We start from the raw sequence: 15,298 nt of genomic DNA on the forward strand, positions 1-15,298 counted from the left end.
GGGATTAACGCTGAGCGAATTTCGTCGCTTGTACCAAATCGATAATTGACTGGTATTCAGCCACACTCGTGTCTTCAAGGTGAAGCGAGCCGCCTGCAGCTTTGCTAAAGCAAGCATTGTCTTCACGATCCAGCTTCTTCACAGCCGTAACAAGCTTGTCTTTGAAATCAGGGTCTAGACGGTTGCTTACAATCGTTGGCCCGTTAGCGATAAGTGGCGATTCCCAAATAATGCGGATTTTCTCCATTAGGTCGGCGTCATGATCCATATAACGCAGCAACGCCCCTGCGCTGTACCCTTTGTCCGCTTCACCCACCATAGATGACCAAGTTACCGCAGCATCAAACTGACCATTTAGAACACCAACGATGTCTTGCTCATGCCCACCAGAGAAGTTGACCGATTTGAAGAAACCATCAAACTGATTATCCATGTTACCACCCAGCGTATTTTCCAACTGGTTGTTTGGAATAAGAAAGCCTGACGTTGAGTTAGGATCAGCAAAAGAGAACACCTTTCCTTTCAAGTCTTCAATAGACTGATAAGGGCTATCTTGTTTCACTAGAATAACTGAGTGGTAGCCGCGAGAATTGTCGGTGTTATCGACCGTGATACCAACCAGATCCACCGCTTTAGGGTCATTTAAGTACACCTCAGCGTATGACTTAGGTGACATATTGATGACTAGGTCGATTTTTTCGCCCAGCAAACCTTGAATAACGGCGTTGTAATCGCTGGAGTTACGAATGTTGGTCTTCACACCCAGTTCAGCATTCAAGAAATCAGCCACACACTGGTTGTCGCCAATTTGAGCTGCTGCATTCTGGCCACCTAGGATACCTAGGTTGATTTCACTTGGAGCAGCTGCATTCACGTTAAAAGTCATGGTTGACGCAACGGCGATACCAATAGAAAGAAGCTTTTTCATCATTTGTCCTTAAAGATTTATGTCCAGTTTTCAGATTGGATTAGTTGATTTGGTCGATCTCATCGCCATAGAGGCGATGTAAAACATCATCATTGAGGCCAGAAGGGTGCCCGTCGTAAATCACCTTGCCTTTGGCAAGACCAATTACTCGGGAGCAATACTCCTGAACCAGTTCGATTGAGTGAAGGTTTACCATTACTGCCACACCATCACGGCTGACTTTTTGCAGCGCCTCCATAATGCGAACGGTATTTTTTGGGTCTAACGAGGCAACAGGCTCGTCGGCAAGAAGGATCTTTGGGTTTTGCATCATTGCACGGCAAATCGCGACACGCTGTTGTTGTCCACCAGATAGGTTTTCTGCTCGTTGCAGCGCATAAGGCAACATGTTGAGCCACTTAAGCAATTGGATAGCTTGAGCTTTATCTTGGTCACTAAAGATTTTAAGCAGCGATTTAAGCGTCGATGTATGGCTCAAACGCCCGAGCAAGACATTGGAAATCACATCCAAACGAGGCACTAAGCAGAAATCTTGGAAAATCATGCCGCAATGAGTGCGCCACTCGCGAATTTCCTTTCTCGACATCGACAATACGTTGTCTGTCGATAGGTCTTTGTGCACATTTAAAATTTCGCCACTCGTCGCAGATATGGTGCCATTCAACGTATGCAGCAACGTCGATTTTCCTGCTCCAGAACGCCCTACTACAGCAACAAATTCACCAGCGTGAAGCTCAAAGCTGATCCCATCGAGCACCACTTTTCCTTGTTGGTAAGACTTAGTTAAAGCGTGAGTTTCAAGAACTTTTCTACCCAATTGCGGGGCTGTAAACTCGTCTGCATCCGATACAACCGTCAGTTCAGGCATGGTCATGGCCATAATTATTATTCCAGTCAATAGTCGTTATTGATTGAATATTAGAGCGTGGGATTTTGACGAATTCGGGATAGTTTTATGACTACTTTATGAACAAACAGCATGCACCATTAAAATGAAAAGTGTTAATACCACCGTTTCAGTCAATCTATTGACGAGCAAAATTAAGCACCTTGACCATTTTGATGGTTTCTCGACAGGCTACACCTTCAAATAGAAGGATAACCAGAACAGCCTTCTTTACTTGTGTGGCGCTAGGACATTAAAAAATCCCGTCATCGCGTATCAAGTTAATGTGAATCTTAGATATATATATGTCTGCACTCAGCGAGCATAAGACCGCTTTAATCTCAATTAATTCAAACCACTAAGCTCAAACCAACAAGTTATAGACAACGTCGAATTGTTGCAATTTTGCAAAAAAATCGACACGTAACCTTCATCTTTTCCCTTCAGAGTAGCGTTATCAGAGAAACATACACATGTGAACAGCAGCAATGGACTTGCTGTTTTTTGGGTTAGCACATGTCTAGATAACTTACTCACGGAGGGGGCAGCATGCCAGTCTACTTAGATATAGCTTCGGTACTAGAGCAAGAAGTTCGTGAACGTTACGTTCCCGGCGATTATCTTCCCGCGGAAGGCAAGCTTGCGCAGCGCTTTGATGTGAATCGCCACACGCTTCGCCGAGCGATTGATGAGCTGGTAAATACTGGCATGGTTCAGCGCCACCAAGGCAAAGGCAATATGGTGATAAGGCAGCCTAATGAGTATCACGTACATTCGGGCGCGCACTTTACCAAGAATCTAATTGAACAAGGTGCAAGACCGCGCTGCGAGGTGATTCAACATCGGGTGTTTGTCGCACCAATAGACATCGCAACCCACCTTGGTGTCCCTGAGGGCAGCAGGATCATCCATATCCGTACACTGCGAAAAACCGAAGAGTGCCCTCGTACCATCATTGACCACTACTTAGCCAATATTGAGTGGTGGAACATTTTGAAGAACTACCAGAGTGGTTCACTGCACGAATTCATTAAACGTGGACTTGATATAGAGCTCGAGCGCAAAGAGACCCGTGTGGGCGCAAAAACACCAACGGGTGAAGAATGCCGACTGCTGCAAATTACATCAAGCACACCCATTCTAAGAGTTAAAACCAAGAACGTTATCAAGGGAACCAACATGGTGGCCGAATTTTCGACCTCCAATAGCCGTTCCGACACCACTGAAATAGTAATGGAGCATTAAATGACAGCTGTCAGCGAGAGAGCAAGCTGGATGTCAACATTGGCACAAAGTCAGCAGAGCGAGTTAGAGCAACTGTGGCACTCAACCAAGATTGAAGCGAGCTATCAAATGGTACGTCAACCAGAGATCGGGTTGGCACAGGTTCGCGCTCGAATGGGGGGAAGCGGTCGTGAGTTCAATATGGGCGATGCCACGATCACTCGAGCTGTCGTCAAATTGGACAGTGGGGAGATGGGCTACAGCTACTTACACGGTCGCAATAAAGCCCAAGCAGAGCTCGCTGCCGTTATTGATGGCCTACTGCAGACCCAATCACACCATGAACCGTTAATGCGCATGGTCATTGAACCCTTGGCAGCGATGAAGCAAGAACAGCAGCAACTCAGAGCAAAAGAAGTTGCGACCAGTAAGGTGGATTTTTTCACCATGGTACGCGGTGAAGATTGATTCAAGGTACATGAACAAGTTTGGTTTAACGAATTGACCAAGTAAGGCAGAGATAATGACCACAATTACTACTGCATTTAAAGATGCAGTCCATGACAGCCAGCAGTGCTTTAGATTGCTGCTTAAGGCGATGTCTGAACCGGGTGAGATCGTCACTCTAGATTTGAGCAAAGGCTTTGGCTCGATGCACAAAGCAGCGACACAAACCTTGTTGAGCTTGAGCGACAATGCCACGCCGATATGGCTGTCAGAGTCACATCTAAAAGACGCCGCTATACGTGAAAATATTCGTTTTCACACTGGCAGTCCCGTTACCGAAACACAAAACAGTGCCAGCTTTGCCGTGATTGCTGAACAAGATTTGGCTGACTTTGATTGGAACAAGGCAACATTTAGCCTTGGCTGTGAAGAGTACCCAGACCAGTCTACGACGGTCATTGTTGAGCTAAACAGCTTAGATAATAGCTCTGACGAGAATCTCTCGAACGATGTCACCACACTTACGCTATCAGGGCCTGGGATAGAATCACAATCGATGTTGAACATTGTCACCGTCTCACAAGAGTTTCAGCATTTCTTACAAGGACGCCAAGAGCACTTTGCCTTTCCACTTGGTATCGATTTGATCTTAGTCTGCGACGAGATCATTGCCTGCCTACCACGAACCACATTTGTTGAGGTGAATTCATGTATGTAGCAGTAAAAGGTGGTGAGAAAGCCATTAACAACGCCCATCAGCTGCAGGCTAAAAAGCGTCGTGGCAATACCGAACTGGCGGAACTGACGGTGGCACAAATAAGCGAGCAGCTCTCTGGTAGCGTTGACCGCGTGATGACAGAAGGTGGCATTTATGACCGTGAATTGGCCGCTCTGGCAGTAAAACAAGCGAACGGCGATTTAGTGGAAGCTATCTTTTTGTTGCGTGCTTATCGCACCACGTTGCCGCGCCTTTCGGTTTCACAGGCTGTAAACACCAGTGAAATGCGTATTGAGCGCCGCATCTCCGCCACCTACAAAGACCTACCTGGCGGACAAGTGTTGGGGCCAACGTATGACTATACCCACCGTCTGCTGGACTTTAGTTTGATTGCTGAAGGTGAAGCACCTCAACTAGACACATCGGATGTTCAAGCAATGGAAACTTGCCCTCAAGTGATGAGCATTCTTGAAAATCTCGACTTGATGACGACTGAAGAAGACAACCAACAAACGCCTGAAGATATCACCATGCATCCGGTGAACTATCCGTGTGATCGCAGCGCACGACTGCAAAACTTGGTTCGCGGCGATGAAGGATTCTTGCTAGCGCTCGGCTATTCGACGCAACGTGGTTATGGCCGAAACCACCCATTTGCAGGTGAAATTCGCATCGGTTTCTGCGATTTAAGTTTGGTGCCAGAGGAGCTTGGGTTTGCCATTGATATTGGTGAGGTTGAACTAACCGAGTGCCAGATGGTGAATGGTTTTGTGGGTAGCAAGACAGAAAAAGCCAAACTGACTCGCGGCTATGGTTTGACGTTTGGCTCGACCGAGCGCAAAGCAATGTCGATGGCGTTGGTTGATCGTTCATTGCAGGCGGCAGAGTATGACGAAGCCGTTGATGGTCCTGCTCAGGACGAAGAATTTGTGTTGTCGCATTCGGATAACGTGGAAGCGGCGGGCTTTGTCTCGCACTTGAAGCTGCCTCACTACGTGGACTTCCAAGCAGAGCTCGAGCTGCTTCGTAAGATGCACAAAGAGCATGATGAATTCATTCAATCGCACAGTGAACAAAACCAGGAGAGCCAGTCATGAGCCAAGTACCAACCCATACTCAGGCGCAAGGTGTGACCGGCTACAACTACGGTTACCTTGATGAACAGACCAAACGAATGATTCGTCGCGCTCTGCTCAAAGCCGTCGCCACTCCTGGCTATCAAGTGCCGTTTGGTGGTCGTGAGATGCCAATGCCCTACGGCTGGGGAACCGGCGGCGTTCAGATCACCGCAGCGATCATCGGTCAAGCCGACACACTAAAAGTGATCGACCAAGGTGCCGACGATACAACGAATGCGGTTTCTATTCGAGAGTTTTTCAAGTCAGTGGCAAGCGCGAAAACCACCGAGAGAACGGTAGACGCTTCAATCATTCAAACGCGTCACCGCATTCCAGAAATCACTCTCGATAAAGACCAGATCTTGGTATACCAAGTGCCAATTCCAGAGCCACTGCGCTTTATCGAACCGCGAGAGACAGAAACGCGCAAAATGCACGCGCTGGAAGAGTACGGAATCATGCACGTCAAACTTTATGAAGACATCGCACGATTTGGTCATATTGCCACATCTTACGCGTATCCAGTTTGCGTCAACGACCGTTACATCATGGATCCTTCACCCATTCCTAAGTTTGATAACCCGAAAATGGACAATATGGCTGCGCTTCAGTTGTTCGGTGCGGGTCGTGAAAAACGGATCTATGCCATTCCGCCATATACCAAAGTGAAGAGTCTGGACTTTGAAGACCATCCATTTGAAATCCAACAGTGGGACGAACCGTGTGCCATTTGTGGCGCAACAGATACCTTCCTAGACGAGGTGGTTATGGATGACAAAGGCAATCATATGTTCGTTTGTTCGGACACGGATTACTGCTCTCAGCAAGTAGAAAAACACGCCATCCATGCTAAGGAAACGGAGAGTCACGCATGAGCACGTTAGCAGTAGAACAGCCGACATTTGATACCAAGACATTTAATGTAAGTGAGCAACCACTATTATCGGTTCGCAACCTCACCAAGCTTTACGCCCCAGGAAAAGGCTTTACCAATGTCTCGTTTGATTTGTACCCAGGCGAAGTGCTAGGCATCGTGGGCGAGTCGGGTTCAGGCAAAAGTACCTTACTAAAGTCACTGTCGGGTCGCCAAACGCCAGACAGCGGTGAGGTGCTATACATTCGTGGTCGCGGAGAAGACCAAGTGACTCAACTTGAAGATCTCTATTTGATGGCAGAGAGTCAGCGTCGTCAATTACTGCGCACTGAGTGGGGCGTTGTGCATCAGCATCCAATGGATGGACTGCGCGGCCGCGTGTCTGCTGGCGGCAATATTGGTGAGCGTTTAATGGCCGTAGGCGAGCGTCATTATGGCGACATTCGAACGGCGTCAACCAAATGGCTCACTGATGTAGAAATTCCTCAAGACCGAATTGATGATATGCCAACGACATTCTCAGGTGGTATGCAGCAGCGCTTGCAGATTGCTCGTAACTTAGTCACGCATCCGAAACTGATTTTTATGGATGAGCCAACTGGCGGATTGGACGTGTCAGTGCAGGCAAAACTCCTCGACCTATTACGCCGCCTTGTTACAGAACTGGAACTGGCTGTGGTTATCGTCACTCATGACCTAGCGGTGGCGCGTTTACTGGCTCATCGACTCATGGTGATGCGCCGCAGTGAAGTGGTGGAAACGGGGCTGACCGACCAAGCGCTTGATGATCCACAGCACCCTTACACCCAACTACTGGTTTCGTCCGTATTGCAGAACTGATGGCTGAATAAAGGAATTTCTATCATGACAACTGAAACAAAAATCATCGTTTCCAATGTAAGCAAAACCTTTGTTCTGCATAACCAAAATGGCATTACCTTGGATGTGCTGAGCAACGCCAATTTCTGCGTCGCAAGTGGAGAATGTGTGGTGCTTAATGGCCGCTCCGGCTCTGGGAAATCGACCTTGCTACGAGCGCTTTACGCCAACTACCTTGTGGATACAGGCGATATCGAAGTCGAGCACCAAGGGCGCTGGGTCAATATTGCTAAGGCCCAACCGCGTGAAATCATCAATGTCCGCAAGCATACCATCGGCTGGGTCAGTCAATTCTTGCGCGTCATTCCCCGCATTAGTGCATTGGAAGTGGTGATGCAGCCGATGTTAGAAATGGGTGGCTGCCGCGATCAAGCGAAGCAAAAAGCAAAAACACTGCTGACTCGTCTGAATGTACCAGAGCACCTCTGGAACTTGGCGCCAGCCACATTTTCCGGTGGTGAGCAGCAACGGGTGAATATCGCTCGAGGCTTTATCGTCGACTATCCCATTCTGCTATTGGATGAGCCTACGGCGTCGTTAGATACGACTAACAGTGCGGTTGTGGTGAATCTGATCCAAGAAGCGAAAGATCGCGGTGCTGCCATTGTGGGGATTTTCCACGATGAAGCGACTCGAGATCAGGTGGCTGACCGTTTGTATGACGTGAAGAAACAAAACGATGCCTCTCAACAGCCCGAACAAAGCAATACTCAATCAAACCCTATCTCAGCATGCGCATAACGGGAGAAAGCAGCATGATTATCACCAATGTAAATTTGGTTCTTGAGAACGAAGTAGTAAAAGGCTCGTTAGAGCTCCGTGACGGCAAAATCGTTAGCATGTCAGATTCACAAAGCCAGGTAGCCGGCGCCTATGACGGAGAAGGTGACTTTCTCATGCCGGGCTTTATTGAACTGCATACCGACAACCTAGAACAGTACTTCACTCCGAGACCGAAAGTGGATTGGCCGCCTTTCTCGGCGATGAGTGCGCATGATACTCAGTTGATTGGTTCAGGCATTACCACGGTACTGGATGCGGTGGCGCTGGGTGATTTTCGAGATGAGAAGCGTCAAACCAACTTGGATCTGTTCATCAACACTGTGGTAGATAGCCAAAAACGTAATCTAACGCGTGCCGAACACCTACTCCACCTTCGTTGCGAAGTGCCCCATGAAAGCACGGTCGGTATGTTTGAGAAATACGTTCATTTACCGGAAGTTCAGTTGGTTTCTTTGATGGATCATGCACCTGGTCAGCGCCAGTTTGTAGATGTAGAAAAGTACCGCACTTACTATCAGGGCAAGCACAACCTAACAGACAGTGAAATGGCGGCGTTTGAGAAGAAGCAAATAGCGCTTTCTGAGCGCTGGTCTACGCAAAACCGCAATGAAATCTGTCGTCAATGTCGCGAACACAATATCCCTATGGCGAGCCACGATGATGCGACAACGGCTCATGTTCAAGAGTCAAAAGACTTAGGCATGGTGATAGCAGAGTTCCCTACGACAGTGGAAGCGGCGAAACGCTCTCATGAGCTTGGACTAAAAGTGCTCATGGGGGCACCCAATGTGGTTCGCGGCGGGTCGCATTCCGGCAATGTCGCTGCGCACGAACTGGCCTCTCACGGTGTATTAGACATTTTATCGTCAGACTATTACCCAATGAGTCTACTCGAAGGTGTCTACAAGTTATCGTGGGATGAGCGCAACACCTTAACACTTCCACAAGCCGTTCAGTTGGTCACCAAGAACCCAGCCCAAGCATTGAGCCTTGATGATCGCGGTGTGATTGCCGAAGGGAAGCGCGCTGACCTGGTACTCGCGAAGCAAGTAGATGGGCATCCGTTGGTGGCTCGAGTTTGGCGACAAGGTAAAAAGGTGTTTTAGCCGATGACTAATAACACCCTATTAGAAGCATCCTTGGATGCTTCTTTTTCACCTACTGTTAACTACGCCAACGCGTCTAGCAATCACAAAGGCGAAGACAAGTGTAAAGGCAAACTCTACTACGTGATAGGTCCTTCTGGCGCCGGCAAAGATACTCTAATTGATGCCATTCGTGCCGATCATCCTGAAGATATTATTGTTGCTCATCGCTACATCACGCGCCCCTTCGGTGCCGGTGGTGAAAACCATGTTGCGGTAAGTAAGCAGGAGTATTTATCAAGGCAACAGAAAGGGCTATTTGCCATGAGCTGGCAAGCCCATGGTCTCTGCTACGGCGTGGGGCTGGAAGTGAAGACGTGGCTCAATAAAGGCTTCTCTGTCTTACTAAACGGCTCTCGTGCGGAATTGTCTCAAGCGCAGCAGTGTTTTGGCTCTGATTTGGTTCCGATTGTGGTCAATGTCGAGCTAGACGTACTGCGAACTCGATTGCAAAACCGAGGGCGTGAGTCCAGCGAAGAGATTGAACTCAGGTTACAGCGCGCCAGCGATTTTGCCTTATCGGAACAAGACGGGTTTTACCCTATTGATAACAGCGGCGACGTGCAGTCGAGCGCTAAGCAGTTCCGCGACATTCGTTCTCAGCTTGAAGGGAAGTCGTGATGAAACTTGTCATGTTGGGTACGGGGAACAGCGCCATGGTGCCAATTTGGGGCTGCGACTGCGAAATATGTGCCGAAGCAAGGCAGGATAGAACGCTAAGACGTGAGAAAAGCTCGGCTTATGTTGAACACAATGGGCGTAAGCTTCTGCTAGATTCTAATGCCCCCGATCTTCTGGATCGCTTTCCATCTGGGTCGATCGATAAAATTCTGTTAACACATTTCCATATGGACCACGTGCACAGCTTGTTTGATCTTCGCTGGGGTAAGGGGGCGCGAATTCCAGTGCATGCGCCTGAGGATGAGCAAGGGTGCGATGATTTGTACAAACACCCTGGTATATTGGATTTCTCGCAACGCTCACAACCGTTTCAATCTTTTATGTGGCAAGACATCACCATAACGCCACTCCCCCTCTATCACTCTAGGCCTTGTATGGGCTATGCCTTTGAGTTGAATGGCCGCTGTATTGCTTACTTGACCGATACTAATGGTCTGCCTGATGAGACAACCGAGTGGCTTAAACAACGCTCTGTAAACTGGATTGTCACCGACTGCAGTTTTCCCCCTATCGAATGCCAGCAAACAAGGCTTAGCAATAACCACAACGATATCTACCAAGTGCAGAAAATCGCTGAGCAATGCCAACCTGAGCGTATTGGCCTGATTCATTTAGGTCACAACGTTTTGCTTTGGGCCAAGCAACACCCACAGTGTTTTTCCGACAGCTTTCAGCTTCTTCATGACGGACAGGAGATCCCACTATGAGTCAGCCTCTTTCACCAACTCTCTCTGCCGAGTCGAGCATATCGCCGTGCAGCCAATTACATCGCACGGAACTCGGTCGCTGGACTGAGGTTTCTCAGCGATGCGTGTTAAATAATGTCACCCTCGGTGATTACAGCTATATCCAAAATGATTGCAATCTAATGTTTACCGAAGTGGGTAAATTCACTTCCATCGCCGCTGCTGTTCGCATCAATCCAAGCAATCACCCATGGTGGAGACCCACTTTGCACCACTTCACTTATCGCCCTGGTAAATACGGTTTGGGAGAGAACCCATCAGTACTGGATGATGAAGTGTTCAGTTGGCGTGAAGAAGACAAAGTCGTCATCGGCCATGACGTTTGGATAGGTCATGGCGCGATCATTCTACCAGGTGTCACTGTGGGGAACGGCTCGATTATTGGGGCGGGAAGCGTGGTGACAAAAGATGTCCCTGCCTACTCGATTGTGGTTGGTAATCCAGCGCGAGTCCTGCGCCCACGCTTTGAGGATGACAGTTTTGGGCCTCGTCTAGAAGCACTGGCTTGGTGGGACTGGAGTGATGAAAAAATTGCGATGGCACTGCCGCTATTTCAAAAGGATACTCGAGAGTTTTTGGCTTACTTTGAAAACAGGCAATAACCCCGTTATAGAAAAATCCCAGCTACACCACAGCTGGGATCCATCCATTATCACAACAACTAACGTCGACATTCAGTCGTATCGAGTTCAACAATCAGCGATGCGCCACTGTACTCACTAGATACCTGAATATAGCCCCAATAAGACACTAACTTGCACGTCGAGAGCATTGAGTCTGCTCACCAGCCATTTCTTTGAGTGTCATGGTGGTTGCCGATAACTCCAGAACTTCGGTAGTGAGCTCCTGATATTCGCGCAGCGCCTCGGCTAATGGTTCTGATAACTCATTGCCATTCGAATTGGCTGTCGCCATGCTTAGCACCTCAAAACGCTCTGTCAACGTTGTACCTTCTAATTGCCAACTGCCTCCGGTGACGAGCTCAACTTTGACCGCGCCTTTGCCTGTGGTTACTGGGTAATTTAAGAACACCCGACCACTAAATTCGCCATTCTCTCCATACGCGACATGCACCTTGGATTTGATATCCGTTAGCTTGTATTCGCACTGCCATGCTCCGGCGATATTCTGTGGCGCAATGGCAAGCGACTGCTCATCCTTACTTTCTGGCTGACTGCAACCCGCCAGCGCTAATGCTGCGAACCCCGCAACTATCACTCTTTTCATTTTGCATCCTTGTACTGAGCTGACTATCTCTATAATTGTAGTTAATCCATTGTTTAGACGCTGACTTGTTTAAACGCTTTTAGGCTGGTATCACAATTAGCCCTAGCGGTTCAAGTAACTGAGCTTGCTGCCAATCACAGATCTTTACACCGGTTAAATCGATGCATCTTGGATCGAGTCCCTCTAGATCTACATGGCATAGATCCGCACCTTGGAGGCGACATTGATCCCAGCAATCAGGCGAAAATACGCCGCGACTTAAATCGGACCCTTTCAACGACGCTCCTTGCAAGTTCGCCCCAATCCAACGATTCTCAAACAAATCACATTTCTCGATAATTTGACGCTCAAAATTGGCGTAAGACAAGTTACAACCAGTAATGAACACTGAGCAAAAGTACATGGTATGGCTGACTTGATTGGCAAATCTCGCCCTCGCAAAATTAGCACCTTTGAGGTCACACTCTCTAAACTCGGCTCCAAAGCACTCCGCCCCTTCGAAATTGCTCATCGCCATCTGACAGTGCTTAAAGCTCGCATCTTTTAGGTTGGCATAGTCGAAGTGACATCCCTCAAGGTCGCTACGATCAATAAACTTACAGTGCTCAAAACTCGCATCAGAGAGATCAGCACGCGCAAAGTCGCATTGGTAGAACTGGCAGTTAGAAAACGAAGACTGCGATAAATCCTGTCGTGAAAAGTCGTGTTGATGAAAGGTTTTGTCTTGGTAGTGCGAATTACTTTGATACATAGTTTCTCGATATATTTGCTGTTGCCTCAAAAGGCTCAGTGTTCCTCACGATTGATTTACGGAGCATAACATTGAGGGCAAGCTGAAACTAATAATAAATATCCAATAAAAACAACATTTTAAACACACCCAAAATAGCCAATTTAAGGGGTCATTTCAGCGCGCTAACCCTATTAAAATTCAATGAACACAAACTCATGTCAAAAAAATAATTTAGTGCAGGAGAGAGTGATAGATGAGCTTTACATTACGTTGGTTGACTTAACAGTGAATAACGATAAAATTGGTTGACTTAGTCAACTAAATTTCCTTTCCCAACCTTAGTTGACGCATGCGTTCTATCGCTCTTTGATACATTCTCAACTTGAAGGATTTAAGCTTGAAACAGCCTCAACCCGTGCTGGGATCAAAAGGAACCCTATTTTTCCTCGTCATTATCAGCGCCTTTCCCCCTCTGACGATTGATTTGTACCTGCCTGCGCTACCCACTATGGTCGATGTTTTTAATACCACCGAGTCCATGGTCAACCTGACATTAAGTAGCTATTTCATCACCTACGCCGTTGGTCTTCTATTTTGGGGCCCACTGAGTGAAAAGTTTGGCCGCAAGCCCATTTTGCTGGTTGGTATTGGTAGCTATATGCTGGCCAGTATCCTGTGTGCGCTTTCTGGCAGCATTGAGCACCTTATCGCCTCACGCGTTCTGCAAGCCTTTGCGGGAAGCGCCATCACCGTGGTATCAACTGCCATCGTTAAAGATATGTTCGAAGGCCGCGAGCGCGAGCGCATCATGGCCACCATTATGTCGCTGGTGATCATCGCCCCTATGGTAGCACCCGTACTAGGGGCATTTTTGCTGCAAATCGCCTCTTGGCGCATGATGTTTGTTACGCTCGCAATTTTTGGCGCATGTGCATCACTGTTAGCGTTTTGCTACAAAGAGACCTTAGAAAGCCGCTACACAGGCTCGTTGGTACGATCTTGGACTCGTCTCGGTGTCGTGATTCAAAACCCGCGCTTTGTGATTCTGTTGTGCATTTTCTCCATCGCACCTATGGCTTTGATGGGTTTTCTCGCAGCGGGTTCTTACATCTACATCAACGGGTTTGGCCTGACCGAGCAGCAGTTTAGCTACTTCTTCTCGTTCAATGCCATCGTCGCCTCTTTTGGCCCAACCATTTATATGAAGCTATCACGCCACATCGCCGTGCAGAACGTCATCTCAGGATGCTTTGCTGTATTGGTTGCCATCGGCGTAATGACACTTACCTTTGGTGATACGTCTCCATGGGCATTCGCGCTACTTTGCGCCCCTGCAACGCTCATGGTGATTATGATGCGCGTTCCAGCGACCAACCTAATGCTTGATCAGCAAGACAAAGACACCGGCTCCGCGGTCGCGTTAATTCAGTTCTTTGCCATGATTTGTGGCTCGGCAGGTATGCTGTTGGTATCGATTCGACCAGATTCCCTGATTGCCAACCTTGGCATGATTCAATTGTGTATTGGTGTGATAGGCGGATTGATGTGGCTGATGGTGAGAAATCGAGGTTTTGTTGTCGATAACCTTGTAAAGGCGCATTGACCTGTAGAGGGGCATTTTGCCCCTTTAGAATAGCTTTCGTACATTAACCTTTGTACTTATGCAGTATATTTTTAGGAATGTGGCAATAGTCATTCGGATGTAGCGTTAATCGATCTTGATGCTCTTCATCGCTCTTGACGTAATTGCTAAGCGGCAGTACTTCAACCGCGATTTTATCCGAGTCTGGACGCGCCGCGATATACTGTCGAACAAGTTCAAGATGGTTAGGATTCACACTGTAAACTCCAGTGCGGTATTTCGTCCCTACATCCTCCCCTTGCTTGTTGAGGCTGTACGGGTCGATGATTTCAAAAAAGAACTCCAGCAACTGCTCGACAGTCACTTTATCTGGGTCAAACTCAGTGAGAACACACTCAGCATAACCGTCGTAGTCGCTTGCAGTGGTATCCGTTGTGCCATTGGCTCTACCAGCTTGGGTTTTTACTACACCGGATAAATGGCGCATGAACTCTTGTACACCCCATAAACAGCCACCAGCAAAGTAGATCTTTTCCATCTTGTATCGCACCCAAAACACTCTTGAAGGCAGGCAAGGTAACACAGTTTAGAGCGAGATGGGACTATGCTGACAAGGTCTAACACGAATTCAAAGTACTCGGCCGCTAAATCAAGGCCGGATATGAGAAGTAGTCAAAAACTTTGATTCAAACTCGAGACAAAGCGTACGAAGACAAATGCTCTCAGTGCTAGGATATCACGACATAAATGTATGCCGCATTATGGGAATAGCGGCTCAATGGAGAAAAACTATGCGTAATCGGCATGTAGGCGAGCTCGTACTGAGTGAAGCGCAGATCCAAGCTGGCACAAAGAAAGTCGCTGAGCTTATCAACCAACAATTCAAAGAGGTGGTGGTCATCTCTGTAGTACCGGGTGGTATCTTGTTCACCGCTGACCTAGTAAGACAGCTGACGATTGAAGTGAGTATGGATACCATCTCATGCCCTCATACACCAGGTGATCGCAACAACCAATCTGAGATTGTTTATCATCAGAATATCGAAATTGAAGGCAAAGATGTCATCGTTATTGATGATGCCATTGAATCCGGCGGCACAATGAAACGCCTGGTTGAGTACCTATCGGCTAATTATCAACCGAAATCTCTGTCAATCGCGACGCTGTTTGTCAAACCGGGCAGAGTTGATATTCCATTCCCGCAGCTTTATGCCTATGAGATGGAAAACGACGATTTACTCGTCGGTTACGGGCTGCCATGGAACGACAAGCTAAGAAACATTCCTTACGTCTCCAAGCTTGTAAAATAACCAGAGCACAAAGGGGC

General features: G+C 47.8%; 18 protein-coding genes. 13 read left to right on the forward strand and 5 right to left on the reverse strand.

Annotated elements, in window-relative coordinates; all coding sequences use genetic code 11:
* Positions 1–4 precede the first annotated feature (4 nt).
* Positions 5–928 carry a phosphonate ABC transporter substrate-binding protein gene (gene phnD / locus ACJB0T_RS15015; protein ID WP_479294376.1) on the reverse strand — a complete coding sequence of 308 codons (924 nt, stop codon included), beginning with the start codon at positions 926–928 and terminating at the stop codon, positions 5–7.
* Positions 929–968: 40 nt separating this feature from the next.
* Positions 969–1,808 (reverse strand): phosphonate ABC transporter ATP-binding protein, encoded by an 840-nt coding sequence (gene phnC / locus ACJB0T_RS15020; RefSeq protein WP_479294377.1) that lies wholly within the window; start codon positions 1,806–1,808, stop codon positions 969–971.
* Positions 1,809–2,363: 555 nt separating this feature from the next.
* Here phnC and phnF point away from each other — a divergent pair.
* The 11 genes from phnF to ACJB0T_RS15075 are packed head-to-tail and all read left to right on the forward strand — an operon-like array spanning position 2,364 to position 11,031.
* Positions 2,364–3,059 carry a phosphonate metabolism transcriptional regulator PhnF gene (phnF, locus tag ACJB0T_RS15025; RefSeq protein ID WP_479294379.1) on the forward strand — a complete coding sequence of 232 codons (696 nt, stop codon included), beginning with the start codon at positions 2,364–2,366 and terminating at the stop codon, positions 3,057–3,059.
* The gene (gene phnG / locus ACJB0T_RS15030; protein ID WP_479294381.1) at positions 3,060–3,506 is read left to right on the forward strand and encodes a phosphonate C-P lyase system protein PhnG; all 447 of its coding nucleotides are present in this window, start codon (positions 3,060–3,062) and stop codon (positions 3,504–3,506) included.
* A 55-nt stretch (positions 3,507–3,561) separates the two neighbouring features.
* The gene (gene phnH / locus ACJB0T_RS15035; protein ID WP_479294382.1) at positions 3,562–4,203 is read left to right on the forward strand and encodes a phosphonate C-P lyase system protein PhnH; all 642 of its coding nucleotides are present in this window, start codon (positions 3,562–3,564) and stop codon (positions 4,201–4,203) included.
* Positions 4,194–5,300 carry a carbon-phosphorus lyase complex subunit gene (locus tag ACJB0T_RS15040; protein ID WP_042500129.1) on the forward strand — a complete coding sequence of 369 codons (1,107 nt, stop codon included), beginning with the start codon at positions 4,194–4,196 and terminating at the stop codon, positions 5,298–5,300. The genes phnH and ACJB0T_RS15040 overlap by 10 nt, the downstream gene beginning before the upstream one ends.
* Positions 5,297–6,196: an alpha-D-ribose 1-methylphosphonate 5-phosphate C-P-lyase PhnJ gene (locus ACJB0T_RS15045; protein ID WP_479294384.1), complete on the forward strand. Its 900-nt coding sequence runs from the start codon at positions 5,297–5,299 to the stop codon at positions 6,194–6,196. Before ACJB0T_RS15040 ends, ACJB0T_RS15045 begins: the two co-directional genes overlap by 4 nt.
* Positions 6,193–7,035, forward strand: coding sequence for a phosphonate C-P lyase system protein PhnK (gene phnK / locus ACJB0T_RS15050; RefSeq protein WP_479294386.1), 843 nt, complete (start codon positions 6,193–6,195; stop codon positions 7,033–7,035). The genes ACJB0T_RS15045 and phnK overlap by 4 nt, the downstream gene beginning before the upstream one ends.
* Positions 7,036–7,059: 24 nt before the next feature.
* Complete coding sequence (gene phnL, locus ACJB0T_RS15055) at positions 7,060–7,815, forward strand: phosphonate C-P lyase system protein PhnL (protein ID WP_479294388.1); 756 nt, start codon at positions 7,060–7,062, stop codon at positions 7,813–7,815.
* A gap of 14 nt (positions 7,816–7,829) precedes the next feature.
* Entirely contained in the window at positions 7,830–8,963 is a 1,134-nt protein-coding gene (gene phnM / locus ACJB0T_RS15060; protein ID WP_479294390.1) for an alpha-D-ribose 1-methylphosphonate 5-triphosphate diphosphatase, read from the forward strand.
* 3 nt (positions 8,964–8,966) lie between these two features.
* Complete coding sequence (gene phnN, locus ACJB0T_RS15065; protein ID WP_479294392.1) at positions 8,967–9,623, forward strand: ribose 1,5-bisphosphokinase; 657 nt, start codon at positions 8,967–8,969, stop codon at positions 9,621–9,623.
* Positions 9,623–10,390 carry a phosphonate metabolism protein PhnP gene (phnP, locus tag ACJB0T_RS15070; protein WP_479294394.1) on the forward strand — a complete coding sequence of 256 codons (768 nt, stop codon included), beginning with the start codon at positions 9,623–9,625 and terminating at the stop codon, positions 10,388–10,390. Before phnN ends, phnP begins: the two co-directional genes overlap by 1 nt.
* Complete coding sequence (locus tag ACJB0T_RS15075) at positions 10,387–11,031, forward strand: DapH/DapD/GlmU-related protein (RefSeq protein WP_479294396.1); 645 nt, start codon at positions 10,387–10,389, stop codon at positions 11,029–11,031. Before phnP ends, ACJB0T_RS15075 begins: the two co-directional genes overlap by 4 nt.
* A 148-nt stretch (positions 11,032–11,179) precedes the next feature.
* Here ACJB0T_RS15075 and ACJB0T_RS15080 read toward each other — a convergent pair whose 3' ends face one another.
* Positions 11,180–11,656, reverse strand: a complete 477-nt coding sequence (locus ACJB0T_RS15080; protein ID WP_479294398.1) for a hypothetical protein — start codon at positions 11,654–11,656, stop codon at positions 11,180–11,182.
* A gap of 79 nt (positions 11,657–11,735) precedes the next feature.
* Positions 11,736–12,407, reverse strand: a complete 672-nt coding sequence (locus tag ACJB0T_RS15085; RefSeq protein ID WP_479294399.1) for a Qnr family pentapeptide repeat protein — start codon at positions 12,405–12,407, stop codon at positions 11,736–11,738.
* Positions 12,408–12,786: 379 nt separating this feature from the next.
* Between ACJB0T_RS15085 and ACJB0T_RS15090 the strand changes: the two genes are divergently transcribed.
* Positions 12,787–13,992, forward strand: coding sequence for a multidrug effflux MFS transporter (locus tag ACJB0T_RS15090; RefSeq protein WP_479294401.1), 1,206 nt, complete (start codon positions 12,787–12,789; stop codon positions 13,990–13,992).
* A gap of 43 nt (positions 13,993–14,035) precedes the next feature.
* Here the strand turns inward: ACJB0T_RS15090 and ACJB0T_RS15095 are convergent, their stop codons facing one another.
* On the reverse strand, positions 14,036–14,509 hold the full coding sequence (locus ACJB0T_RS15095) for a peptide-methionine (S)-S-oxide reductase (protein WP_479294403.1): 474 nt from the start codon (positions 14,507–14,509) through the stop codon (positions 14,036–14,038).
* 253 nt (positions 14,510–14,762) lie between these two features.
* On the opposite strand from ACJB0T_RS15095, the gene ACJB0T_RS15100 reads away from it, so the two are divergent.
* On the forward strand, positions 14,763–15,281 hold the full coding sequence (locus ACJB0T_RS15100) for a phosphoribosyltransferase (protein ID WP_479294405.1): 519 nt from the start codon (positions 14,763–14,765) through the stop codon (positions 15,279–15,281).
* Positions 15,282–15,298: the final 17 nt, after the last annotated feature.

The organism is Vibrio sp. CB1-5, from assembly GCF_059412285.1.

Coding starts and splice junctions, on each gene's coding strand:
- phnP (WP_479294394.1), top strand. CDS start 9,623: ATGAAACTTGTCATGTTGGGTACGGGGAACAGCGCCATGGTGCCAATT.
- phnC (WP_479294377.1), bottom strand. CDS start 1,808: ATGGCCATGACCATGCCTGAACTGACGGTTGTATCGGATGCAGACGAG.
- phnN (WP_479294392.1), top strand. CDS start 8,967: ATGACTAATAACACCCTATTAGAAGCATCCTTGGATGCTTCTTTTTCA.
- phnH (WP_479294382.1), top strand. CDS start 3,562: ATGACCACAATTACTACTGCATTTAAAGATGCAGTCCATGACAGCCAG.
- phnL (WP_479294388.1), top strand. CDS start 7,060: ATGACAACTGAAACAAAAATCATCGTTTCCAATGTAAGCAAAACCTTT.
- ACJB0T_RS15085 (WP_479294399.1), bottom strand. CDS start 12,407: ATGTATCAAAGTAATTCGCACTACCAAGACAAAACCTTTCATCAACAC.
- ACJB0T_RS15080 (WP_479294398.1), bottom strand. CDS start 11,656: ATGAAAAGAGTGATAGTTGCGGGGTTCGCAGCATTAGCGCTGGCGGGT.
- phnM (WP_479294390.1), top strand. CDS start 7,830: ATGATTATCACCAATGTAAATTTGGTTCTTGAGAACGAAGTAGTAAAA.
- ACJB0T_RS15095 (WP_479294403.1), bottom strand. CDS start 14,509: ATGGAAAAGATCTACTTTGCTGGTGGCTGTTTATGGGGTGTACAAGAG.
- phnG (WP_479294381.1), top strand. CDS start 3,060: ATGACAGCTGTCAGCGAGAGAGCAAGCTGGATGTCAACATTGGCACAA.
- phnF (WP_479294379.1), top strand. CDS start 2,364: ATGCCAGTCTACTTAGATATAGCTTCGGTACTAGAGCAAGAAGTTCGT.
- phnD (WP_479294376.1), bottom strand. CDS start 928: ATGAAAAAGCTTCTTTCTATTGGTATCGCCGTTGCGTCAACCATGACT.
- ACJB0T_RS15075 (WP_479294396.1), top strand. CDS start 10,387: ATGAGTCAGCCTCTTTCACCAACTCTCTCTGCCGAGTCGAGCATATCG.
- phnK (WP_479294386.1), top strand. CDS start 6,193: ATGAGCACGTTAGCAGTAGAACAGCCGACATTTGATACCAAGACATTT.
- ACJB0T_RS15100 (WP_479294405.1), top strand. CDS start 14,763: ATGCGTAATCGGCATGTAGGCGAGCTCGTACTGAGTGAAGCGCAGATC.
- ACJB0T_RS15040 (WP_042500129.1), top strand. CDS start 4,194: ATGTATGTAGCAGTAAAAGGTGGTGAGAAAGCCATTAACAACGCCCAT.
- ACJB0T_RS15045 (WP_479294384.1), top strand. CDS start 5,297: ATGAGCCAAGTACCAACCCATACTCAGGCGCAAGGTGTGACCGGCTAC.